Here is a 9,857-nt window from a genome sequence, read left to right on the forward strand (position 1 = left end):
GGCTAGGAGGCGCCGTCATCTCGAAGGTTTCCCGACATGCTGAAGATTTCCGCTTTGCTTGCCGCCTCGCTGTTCGCCACCGCCGCTTCCGCGCAGGCGCTGCCCGATCGCCCGATCACGCGCGCCGAGGTGGTCGCCGCGGCCAAGGCGCAGTTCCAGAAGATCGACGCCAATCACGACGGCATCGTCACCCGCGAGGAGTTCGAGGCCTATCGCCAGAAGCAGGCTGCGGCGGGCGGGGACGACAATCCCTTCACCCATGTCGGCAGCCACTGGTTCGATCATGCCGATCCGGACGGCACCGGCCGCGTGACGCTCGACCAGGCCGAGCAACACCCGCTCAAGCTCTTCGACATGGCCGACATGAACCATGACGGGGTGATCAGCCCGACCGAGGCGCGCATGGCGATGGCGTTCCGCAGCTTCGGAAAATGAGGGGATGGGGCCGGCCGAGGGAGGCCGGCCCCGTGCACACACCGCCAATTGGGGTCGCGCGGCGCGTGCAGCATGGGGCGACAGGGGTGCGCTCGATGCAGGTCCCGTCTAGCGCGGTAATGTCGCGGGCGATTTGCGGGATGTGTCCCGATCATGTCCGTGCGGCGGGCGGTGGCGGAACGGCTCGGCGTCGGCTAGTAGCGCCAGCGTTATGACCGACACCGAAACCCTCCGCACCGCCGCTCTCGCGTCCAAGGCCTGGCCCTATGAAGAGGCCCGCAAGCTGATGAAGCGCTGGCCGGAGGGGAAAGCGGAGGCCGTGCTGTTCCAGACCGGCTACGGCCCGTCGGGCCTGCCGCACATCGGTACCTTCACCGAGGTCGCGCGCACGTCGATGGTGCGCAACGCGTACGAGGAGATGACGGGTGGTGCCGCGACGCGCCTCGTCGCTTTCTCGGACGACATGGACGGGATGCGCAAGGTGCCGGGCAACCTGCCCAATCCCGAAAGCCTGCTGCCCTATCTCGACCAGCCGCTCAGCCGCGTGCCTGATCCGTTCGGCACGCACGACAGCTTCGCCGCGCACAACAACGCCCGGCTGCGCAGTTTCCTCGATGCCTTCGGTTTCGACTATGAATTCCTCGCCGCCTCGACCGCCTACCCGGAAGGTCGCTTCGACGACACTCTGCGCGCGATCCTGAAGAATTACGATGCGATCATGGGCATCATGCTGCCCACGCTGGGCGAGGAGCGGCGCAAGACCTATTCGCCGATCTTCCCGATCCACCCCGAGACCGGCAAGGTGCTGCAGGTGCCGATCGAGGTGGTCGATCCGCAAGCCGGTATCATCGCCTATGTCGATCCCGAGACCGGCGCGCGCCGCGAACAGTCCGTGCTCGGCGGGCAGGCCAAGGCGCAGTGGAAGGTCGACTGGGCGCTGCGCTGGGTGGCGCTCGGCGTCGATTATGAGATGGCGGGTAAGGATCTGATCGATTCGGTCACCCAGTCCGGCAAGATCGCCCGCGCACTCGGCGCCAAGCCGCCCGAGGGCTTCAACTACGAGCTGTTCCTCGACGAGCAGGGCGCCAAGATTTCCAAGACCAAGGGCAACGGCCTGACGATCGAGGAATGGCTCACCTACGCGCCGATCGAGAGCCTCGCTTTCTACATCTATCGCGAGCCCAAGAAGGCGCGCCAGCTGAGTTTTGCGGTCATCCCCAAGGCGGTGGACGAATATTACCAGTTACTCGCTGCCTATCCGGGCCAGCCGATCGAGCAGCAGCTCGGCAATCCGGTGCATCATGTCCATCTGGGCAAGGTGCCGGCCGCCGATATGCCGGTCAGCTTCGCGCTGCTGCTCAACCTCGTCAGCGTGGCGCTGACCGACGACAAGGCTCTGCTGTGGCGTTACCTGCAGCGCTACGCCGCGAACGTGTCACCCGAGACGCATCCTGCGCTCGACCGGCTGCTCGACTACGCCATCGCCTATTTTCGGGACTTCATCGCGGATTCGCTGCGCCGTCGCGCGCCGACCGAGCAGGAGGCGGCCGCGCTGAAAGAGCTGGACGCGTTGCTCGCCGAGGATGACGGCACCGGCCGCGCCGACGAGGAACCGGCGGCCGTCCTGCAGAACCATGTCTACGAGATCGGCAAGACGCATTATGGCAAGGAAGGCCTGCGCGACTGGTTCAAGGTGCTCTACGAGACGCTGCTCGGCTCGTCGCAGGGGCCACGCATGGGTTCGTTCATCGCGCTCTATGGCGTTTCGGAGACACGTGCGCTGATTTCCGACGCGCTCGCACGACAAGCCTGAACCGAACCGACGCTGACGCGTTCTCGCGCGCGGTCCACCCCTTTCGGACTGGTGTGCGTGCGCCTTTTTGGCGTACCGCATCGGCCGCGCCGTTTCCGCACGGCGCGGCCACCGGGGGGTGGCCATCGACCCGCCGGCGCGGGAGCCGGCATGCTTCATGTCAGCTTCATCGCCGGTGGCGTAGGGAGAGGACATGCGTTTTCAAAGCCTTGCCGTAGCCGCTACCGTCGTTGCCGTCGTCAGCACCGCTCCCGCTTTGGCTGCCTCGCCGCGCGAGGAGCTGATCCGCGCCGCCTTCGCCACCCACGACAAGTCGCAGGCACTGGCGCTGGTCGACCAGGCGATCGCCGAATCCCAGTCGATTCTCGCGAAATCGCCGGGCGATCGCGAGGCGAAGCTGCAGCAGGCGCTCGGTATCGGCTATCGCGGCCAGCTCAAGCGCTCGCCAACGGACGCCAAGGCCGCACATGGCCTGCTCCAGTCGCTGGCGAGCGCCGATCCGCGCGATCCCGAGGCGCAGGTCGCAGTCGCCGGCTGGCACCTGACGGCGGTGGGCGATCTCGGCAATTTCCTCGCCCGCACGATCCTCGGCGCGGACCGTGCCACGGGCTTCGCGGCGCTCGACAAGGCGGTGGCGCTCGGCGGCAACCGCGCTTTCTTCTCAGGCTACGCCGCGCTGATCCGGATCAAGCTGGACAGTTCGGATACGGCGGTCGCGCTCCGCTACGCCCAGCGTGCGGCGAGCGCGCAGGCGCCGACGCCGATCGACCGCGTGATGCAGCAGGCGGCGCGGCGGATCATTCCGATGCTGCAGGCGGGCGACGGCTCCGGCGCATCGAAGCTGGCGAAACAATTGCTGCCATTCGGGACGCTGAGCTGACGCGCAGCGCCCCGAGGCGCGTTCACTTCCCCTTCTGCGTCTCGATCCAGGCGTCGATCTTCTTCTCCAGCACACTCATCGGCAGCGCGCCGGTATCGAGCACCTGTGCGTGGAAAGCGCGCGGATCGAACCTGGCGCCGAGCGCCGCCTGCGCCTTGGCCTTCTCCTTCAGGATGGTCAGCTGGCCGATCTTGTAGGCGAGCGCCTGGCCCGGCATCGCGATGTAGCGCTCCACCTCGGCGGTCGCGTCGGTCTTCGACATCGGCGAATTGGCGAGCATGTAGGCGATCGACTGGTCGCGCGTCCAACCCATGGCGTGGATGCCGGTGTCGACCACCAGCCGCATCGCGCGCAGCATGTCGTCCGACAGGCCACCCATCCGCTGATAGGGATCGGTCTCCAGCCCCATCGGCCCCCACAAAGTCTCCGCGTACAGCGCCCAGCCCTCGACATAGGCGGTGTTGCCGCCGAAGCGCATGAACGCCGGCAGCGACGCATTCTCCTGCGCGATGCTGATCTGGAAATGGTGGCCGGGGATCGCCTCGTGCAGGAAGAGCGAGTTGGTCTCCCAATTGTAGCGCGAGGGCAGATCGTAGGTGTTGTAGTTGAAGACGCCCGGCCGCGAACCATCCGGCGTGCCCTGCATGTAATCGCCCCCGGCCGAGGTCTTCTCGCGATAATCGGGGGTCGCGCGGATATCGAGCGGGGTCTTGGGCACGAGGCTGAACTGTTCCGGCACGTGCTTCATCACGATATCGCGGATCGCTAGGTACTCGTTGCGCAGCTCCTCCTTGCTCTTGGGCTGGAAGCGTGGATCGGTGCGCAGATAATCGAAGAATTGCGGCAGCGTGCCCTTGAAGCCGACCTTCTCCTTCTGGACCTCCATCTCTTTCAGGTCGCGCGCCACTTCGGACAGGCCCAGCTTGTGGACGTATTCGGCGGTGAGCGGCAGCGTCGTGTTGCTCTCGATCAGGTAGGCGTAGAGCTTGGCGCCGCCCGGCATCGCCGACAGGCCGACCGTGTCGCGCGCGTGTGGCAGATATTCGGTCTTGAGGAAGTCGCGCAGGCGGGTCTCGGCGGGGATGATGCCGGTGCGGATCGCGTCGGCATATTCCTTCGTCAGCCGCGCCTGATCGGCGGCGGAAATGCCGGCCGGGAATTTCTTGACCGGCCCGTAATAAGGCGAACCCTCGACGCCGGCGGCGATCTGCTGGTCGAGCTGGTCGATGACGTTGTTCACCACCAGCTTGGGCTGGACGATGCCGTCCTTCATGCCCTGCCGGAAGCGGACGATCGCCTCATCGAGGTTGCGGATGAAGTCCTGGTGGCGCTTCAGGTTGTTTTCATAGTCCGCCACCGTGTTGAACGGCGCGGCGCCCTGTCCCGAGGCGATGTCGGGGTAGAAGATGTGGATGCCGTTGAAATGGTCGATCGGGCGCTCGATCGTCTCCTTCAGGATATCCGGCGCGTAGCTGCGCAGATCGAGATCGGTCTGCCACTTGAACACGTCATAGGCGATCTGGTCGGTGGGGGTGAGCTTCGCTCGGTCGATCGTGGCGAGCGCCTTGAGGTCGCTCTCGTCCGCCGCCTTGTTCGCGGCCTGCGCCTGATCGGTGAAGAAGTCGCCCAGCCGGTCGGCATAGCGCAGGTCGCCGCGCACCAGCGCCTGGATCGGCTGACGCTTGAGCATCGCCTCGTCGCTGTCGTGGAAGAGCTTGAGCAGCCGCGCATCCTCGGGTGCGGCGGCGGGGGCGGCAGTCTGGCAGAAAGTGGGCGTGGCGAGCAGGGTCGCCGCGAGCAGCATCGCGAATGAGCGCATGAAACCTCCGAAGGTGATGCGCGCGACGCTAGGACCGGTTGGCCATCGGGGCAATAGGTGTCTTAGCGAAGTGAACCACCCCGCCCGGAGGAGCGGGGTGGCGACGCGGCCTCAGTAGAAGAAGCCGTTGTTGACCTCGATCACGCGGCCGGTGCGGACGTTCACCAGCAGCACGTCGTTGCCGTAGCGGATCCAGCGCAGGCCGGACGCGGCCGGGCGCAGATGATAGCGGACCGGATCGATCCAGTAGCGCTGGCCGTAGAAGACCGGATCGAAGCGATGGCCCACCGCCACCGGGCGATAGCGCCAGCCGGCGCGCGGGCCGACATAGGCCCGGCCGCGATAGACATCGGGGTGCGCGCGGCGATAGTCGCGCCAGTCCTCGCGGCGCTCGCGCCGGTCGTCGCGGATATCACGGCGGGCGTCGCGGGCATCACGGCGATCGCCGCGCCACTGGGCATCGCGCAGATCGCGGCGATCCTGACGGATTTCGCGATTGTCGTGGCGCACCTCGCCCCAGGACTGGGCCATGGCAGATGCCGGCACCAGAGTTGCGGCGAGCGCGGACGCCAGAATGAACTTACGCATGACGGATCACTCCTCTTCAAATCCTGGCACGGCCTGGACTTCCGTGCGACGAATCAGGGTTTGCCCGATCGGCCATGAACCGATTTGGAATGGTCGGGTTATCGATGGTTCAGCTTGGAAGCGTGCTCCAATAATAGAACGGCCCGGCACGGATGTCCGTGCCGGGCCGCTCGATCCTGATGCGGCGAGTCTTACCAGAAGAAGTCCGGAATCTCGTCGACCACCACGCCCGAATAGATGTCGATGAGCAGCGCGTCGTTATAATAGCGCACCCAGCGATAGCTGCCGTAGGCCGGCGGCAGGCGATAATAATCCGGATCGCTGATCCAGTAATCCTGCGCGAAGAAGACAGGATCGATGCTGACGCCGATGCCCCAGCGGCGATAACCCCAGCCATAGCCGGACGGCGGCCGGTAACGGCCTACGCGATACGTATCGCGATGGCTGCTGCGCCAGCTGTGCCAATCGTAGCGGCGATCGTTGCGCCAGCCGCTGTTCCAGCTTCCGCGATTGTCGTTCCAGCCACCGCGACCCCGGCTGGAGCCGCCGTTCCAGTCCGGACGGCCGTCGCCGCCCCGATCCCAGCCGCCGGGTCGACCGCCATCGGGTCGGCCGTCGCGGTTGCGATCCCAATTGTTGCCATTCCAGTTGCCGGGTCGGTCGTTGGGGCGGTTGCTCCAGTCCGGCCGCGGCGCGGTGCCGCGATCGTTGTTGCGCCATACCTGCACGCCGTTGTCCGGCCGCCCGGTGATGCGATGCCCGCCATCGGGGTTTCTGCCATCGGGGCGCTGGCCGACGTCACCGCGCTGCTGCCAGCCGGACGGGCCACCCTGCGGCGCGTTCGGGCGCTGGAAATCGGGCCGCTGCATCTGCGGGCGGTCGGGCGCCTGACCGCGATCGGGCATCTGCGGGCGATCCGGCGCGCGCTGCGCCGGCGCCGGCCCGCCGCCTCGATTGCCGCCGTCGCCGCGACCGTCGCGGTTGCCGCCGCGATCGCCACCCCGGTTACCCCCGTCGTGATGCCAGTCGCCCTGCGGACGATCCTGAGCCATGGCCGGCATGGCCGCAGCCGATGCCAGCAACAGCGCGCCTATCATGAGTCGCATCTGCCAACCCTCTCATTCCCATCGGCGCACAGTGCGCCGCCACGATGACCCTTATGCACCGTTGCGGCTGACGAGCCGCTGAACTTCTTAGTCAGCAACGCGACAGCTTGTCGTCAGGGTTTTCCGGTGAGTGCCGGAATGGCACGCGCCGCATCCGCCGGGTCGATCCCCGGCGGCGGCGCGGCCAGGATCGCCTCCTCGCCCCGTGCCACGCGCGCGGCCCGCTGGATCGCGCGGACGAGGCGGGGCTGCACACCGCATCGGCACAGATGGGTGATTGCCCCTGCGATGTCCGCGTCGGAAGGCTGCGGACTGGTGGCGAGCATTGCGGCCGCCGCCATCACGATCCCAGGCGTGCAGAAGCTGCACTGGATCGCGCCTTCCGCCACCATCGCCTGCTGTACGGGGTGCCCGCGATCGCGCGACAGCGCCTCGATGGTGGTGACCATCGTGCCTTCCACCTGCGCGATCGGCACTAGGCAGGATCGCACCGCCTTGCCATCGACATGGACGGTGCACGCGCCGCACTCACCGGTGCCGCAGCCATATTTGGTGCCGGTGAGGTTGGAGACGTCTCGCAGCGCGAACAGCAAGGGCGTCTCGGGCGCCAGCCGGTAGCGCACGGGCTGACCGTTGACGGTGAGGTCGGTCAATCCTTGCGGTCCTTAAGCGCCTTGGCTGCTTCCAGAAGCTCGACCGGCAGCATCGCGATCACCGTGGAGTTATGCTCCGCCCCGATCTCGGACAGCGTCTGCAGCCGGCGCAGTTCGAGCGCACCGGTGCTGGAGCCGATCATCGCCGCCGCCTCGGCCAGCTTGGCGGCGGCTTCGTTCTCGCCCTCGGCCTTGATGATGCGCGCGCGCTTCTAGCGGATCGCCTCGGCCTCCCGCGCGATGGCGCGCTGCATCGATTCGGGGATGTCGAGATCCTTCACCTCGACCGCGTCGATCAGCACGCCCCATTGCTCCACGGCCTTGGTCAGCATCCCCATCAGCCGCTGGTTGATGACGGCACGGTCCTTGAGCAGCTGGTCGAGATCGGACTGGCCGATCGCGTCGCGCAGGCCCGTCTCGGCCGCCTGCAGCACCGCGCGCTGCCAGTTCTCGACCACGGTGATGACGCGCGTCGGGTTGGTCGCGCGGAACCACAGCACCGCGTTGACCCTGACGGCGACACCGTCGCGCGTGACCGTCTCCTGCGTGTCGAGCGCCAGCGTGATAGTGCGGGTATCCACCTTCACCGCGCGATCGACGAACGGGATCAGCCAGTACCAGCCCGGCCCCTTGGGATCCTTCACCCGCCCGAGGCGGAAGACGACGGCGCGCTCATATTCCTGGTTGATGCCGAACGTCTTCAGCGCGGCGACGAGCAGGACGACGATGGGTATGGCGAGAACGCTCAGGGTGGGCATCATGGACAGGCGCCTCTCATCAGGCCGGTCTGTGCCGGCAAGACGATGCTAGGGGATTTCGGGTGACCGCGACAGGGCGCTCTCAGCGCTTCTTGGCCGTCAGGTCGCTGTCGAGGACGATGTTGCTCCCATCGCCGATGGTATCCACCGCGGCATAGGGTTTGCTCTGCGTCGCGGCCGTCAGTGCCAGCTCGGGCGTGGGCAGCCGGTCGAAGGAGGGGAGGAAGCTCGTACGGTCGAGGCCCATATAGGACAGCGAATACCGTTGGGGTCCGCCCAGCAGCGGTGTCTGGGCGAAGACGCCGATCGCGCGTCCGGCGTCGCCCAGCGCCAGCACATAGCCTTCGCTGCCATCGGGGATGCGATACTCGCCCCACTCGACGCCGGCCTCCGCCGCCCGGCAGTAGACCGGCACCGGCTTGCGATCCTTCCGCGCCGCACCGGCGGCCGCCGACATGATCAGCGCCTGCATCATGTCCGGCGCGACCTGACGCGCCTTGGCCGATCCCTTCGCCGGGCTACAGGGAGAGACGGGGGCGGCCGCCGGGGCGGCGGCGATCCCGGCTGGCAGGACGATCGCGCCGGTCAGCGCCACCATCCGCGCGTCGAGTGCATCGGCATCGAGCATGGAGGACGACAGGCGGACGACCAGCAGCCAGTCGCCGACCGGCATCACCGCCAGCGACGTACTCGCGAAGGCGGATTTCCCGCCCAGGGGGTAGGTCGCGCGCAGGGCGCTCGCGACGCCGCCGCCGCCCGGCGGAGAGAAGGGGGTCACCCTGGGCTGGGTGGTGGGTGAAAGGGCGTAGATGTCGCGCAGCTCGATCGCGCGGCGCGCTCGGTCGAACCACAGGGGCACGCTGTCGATGCCGGGATGGAAGAGGTAGATGGTCGCGTCGGTCGCGCCCTCGCCCTTATATTGGGCGACGATGTCGAATTCGCCCTCGCCGTAATCGCCGATCGATTCGCGGGTGAAGCCGGCGAGGCCGGGCATCAGGATCACGCCGGTGAGTGCGTGCTTCCAGCCCGCGGTGGCCGGGACGGCCAAGGTGCGAGGATCGGCGGCGGCCGGCGATGCGACCCCCAGCCCCGCGAACGCAAGAATCGCGACGAACGAACGGATCATGTGCATGGCCCCCTGGCATCCCCCGGCGGGAGGCTAGGGCACGGGGTCACCCCGCATCAAGAGCGCCATATGCAAAAGGCCCGGCCGCGCTCGTTGGCGCGGCCGGGCCTCGGCATCCCCCTCCGGGAAAGGATCAGTCGTGAACGACGCTCAGGTTCACCGCGGCGTACTTGCCGCGACGATCGACCTCGAGCTCGAACTCGAGCCGGTCGCCCTCGTTGAGCGAGGTCATGCCGGCACGTTCCACGGCCGAGATGTGCACGAACGCATCGGGCTGGCCGTCGTCGCGCTGGATGAAGCCGAAGCCCTTCATCGGGTTGAAGAACTTCACGGTGCCGGAAGCCTTCTCGCCGGTGAGCTGGCGGGCCGGGGCGCGGGGCGCCTCGGCGACCGGCAGCGGTTCGCCCTCGATCTTCAGATCGCTGGCCGAAACCTTGCCGCCGCGATCGACGAGCGTGAACGCCAGCGGCTGACCTTCGGCCAGGCCGGCGAGGCCCGCCTGCTCGACCGCCGAGATGTGCACGAACACGTCCTCGCCGCCATCGTCACGGACGATGAAGCCGAAACCCTTCTGGCCGTTGAAGAACTTCACGGTGCCCTTGGCTTCGCCGATCACCTGGGCGGGCATGCCGCCGCCGCGCTGGCCGCCGAAGCCGCCGCCACCGCCATGCGGGCCGCG

Annotated in this window: 11 protein-coding genes; 3 read left to right on the forward strand and 8 right to left on the reverse strand. The window is 67.4% G+C overall.

The window, feature by feature from the left end:
• The first annotated feature begins 36 nt into the window (after positions 1–36).
• The 3 genes from QGN17_RS16840 (at position 37) to QGN17_RS16850 (ending at position 3,128) form a co-directional block, all read left to right on the forward strand.
• Positions 37–435 (forward strand): EF-hand domain-containing protein, encoded by a 399-nt coding sequence (locus tag QGN17_RS16840; protein WP_281045746.1) that lies wholly within the window; start codon positions 37–39, stop codon positions 433–435.
• A 211-nt stretch (positions 436–646) separates the two neighbouring features.
• Positions 647–2,248 carry a lysine--tRNA ligase gene (locus QGN17_RS16845; RefSeq protein ID WP_281045748.1) on the forward strand — a complete coding sequence of 534 codons (1,602 nt, stop codon included), beginning with the start codon at positions 647–649 and terminating at the stop codon, positions 2,246–2,248.
• A gap of 193 nt (positions 2,249–2,441) precedes the next feature.
• The gene (locus QGN17_RS16850) at positions 2,442–3,128 is read left to right on the forward strand and encodes a hypothetical protein (protein ID WP_281045750.1); all 687 of its coding nucleotides are present in this window, start codon (positions 2,442–2,444) and stop codon (positions 3,126–3,128) included.
• A gap of 22 nt (positions 3,129–3,150) precedes the next feature.
• Here the strand turns inward: QGN17_RS16850 and QGN17_RS16855 are convergent, their stop codons facing one another.
• The 8 genes from QGN17_RS16855 to QGN17_RS16890 form a co-directional block, all read right to left on the reverse strand.
• Positions 3,151–4,947: a DUF885 domain-containing protein gene (locus tag QGN17_RS16855; RefSeq protein WP_281045751.1), complete on the reverse strand. Its 1,797-nt coding sequence runs from the start codon at positions 4,945–4,947 to the stop codon at positions 3,151–3,153.
• Between the two features lie 111 nt (positions 4,948–5,058).
• Entirely contained in the window at positions 5,059–5,535 is a 477-nt protein-coding gene (locus tag QGN17_RS16860) for an RcnB family protein (protein WP_281045752.1), read from the reverse strand.
• 191 nt (positions 5,536–5,726) lie between these two features.
• Complete coding sequence (locus QGN17_RS16865; RefSeq protein ID WP_281045753.1) at positions 5,727–6,641, reverse strand: RcnB family protein; 915 nt, start codon at positions 6,639–6,641, stop codon at positions 5,727–5,729.
• Positions 6,642–6,754: 113 nt separating this feature from the next.
• The gene (locus QGN17_RS16870) at positions 6,755–7,294 is read right to left on the reverse strand and encodes a (2Fe-2S)-binding protein (RefSeq protein ID WP_281045754.1); all 540 of its coding nucleotides are present in this window, start codon (positions 7,292–7,294) and stop codon (positions 6,755–6,757) included.
• Entirely contained in the window at positions 7,291–7,437 is a 147-nt protein-coding gene (locus QGN17_RS16875; RefSeq protein ID WP_281045756.1) for a hypothetical protein, read from the reverse strand. Before QGN17_RS16875 ends, QGN17_RS16870 begins: the two co-directional genes overlap by 4 nt.
• A gap of 69 nt (positions 7,438–7,506) precedes the next feature.
• The gene (locus QGN17_RS16880) at positions 7,507–8,055 is read right to left on the reverse strand and encodes an SPFH domain-containing protein (protein ID WP_281045757.1); all 549 of its coding nucleotides are present in this window, start codon (positions 8,053–8,055) and stop codon (positions 7,507–7,509) included.
• 79 nt (positions 8,056–8,134) lie between these two features.
• Complete coding sequence (locus QGN17_RS16885) at positions 8,135–9,178, reverse strand: hypothetical protein (RefSeq protein WP_281045758.1); 1,044 nt, start codon at positions 9,176–9,178, stop codon at positions 8,135–8,137.
• 133 nt (positions 9,179–9,311) lie between these two features.
• Positions 9,312–9,857 (reverse strand): cold-shock protein (locus tag QGN17_RS16890; protein WP_281045759.1); only part of this gene is annotated, 546 nt, incomplete at its 5' end.

Source organism: Sphingomonas oryzagri (assembly GCF_029906645.1).
Lineage (GTDB): Bacteria > Pseudomonadota > Alphaproteobacteria > Sphingomonadales > Sphingomonadaceae > Solisphingomonas > Solisphingomonas oryzagri.

Excerpts from the sequence above, each read along its gene's own strand:
- QGN17_RS16840 (WP_281045746.1), top strand. The coding sequence starts at position 37 with ATGCTGAAGATTTCCGCTTTGCTTGCCGCCTCGCTGTTCGCCACCGCC.
- QGN17_RS16845 (WP_281045748.1), top strand. The coding sequence starts at position 647 with ATGACCGACACCGAAACCCTCCGCACCGCCGCTCTCGCGTCCAAGGCC.
- QGN17_RS16850 (WP_281045750.1), top strand. The coding sequence starts at position 2,442 with ATGCGTTTTCAAAGCCTTGCCGTAGCCGCTACCGTCGTTGCCGTCGTC.
- QGN17_RS16855 (WP_281045751.1), bottom strand. The coding sequence starts at position 4,947 with ATGCGCTCATTCGCGATGCTGCTCGCGGCGACCCTGCTCGCCACGCCC.
- QGN17_RS16860 (WP_281045752.1), bottom strand. The coding sequence starts at position 5,535 with ATGCGTAAGTTCATTCTGGCGTCCGCGCTCGCCGCAACTCTGGTGCCG.
- QGN17_RS16865 (WP_281045753.1), bottom strand. The coding sequence starts at position 6,641 with ATGCGACTCATGATAGGCGCGCTGTTGCTGGCATCGGCTGCGGCCATG.
- QGN17_RS16875 (WP_281045756.1), bottom strand. The coding sequence starts at position 7,437 with ATGATCGGCTCCAGCACCGGTGCGCTCGAACTGCGCCGGCTGCAGACG.
- QGN17_RS16880 (WP_281045757.1), bottom strand. The coding sequence starts at position 8,055 with ATGATGCCCACCCTGAGCGTTCTCGCCATACCCATCGTCGTCCTGCTC.
- QGN17_RS16885 (WP_281045758.1), bottom strand. The coding sequence starts at position 9,178 with ATGATCCGTTCGTTCGTCGCGATTCTTGCGTTCGCGGGGCTGGGGGTC.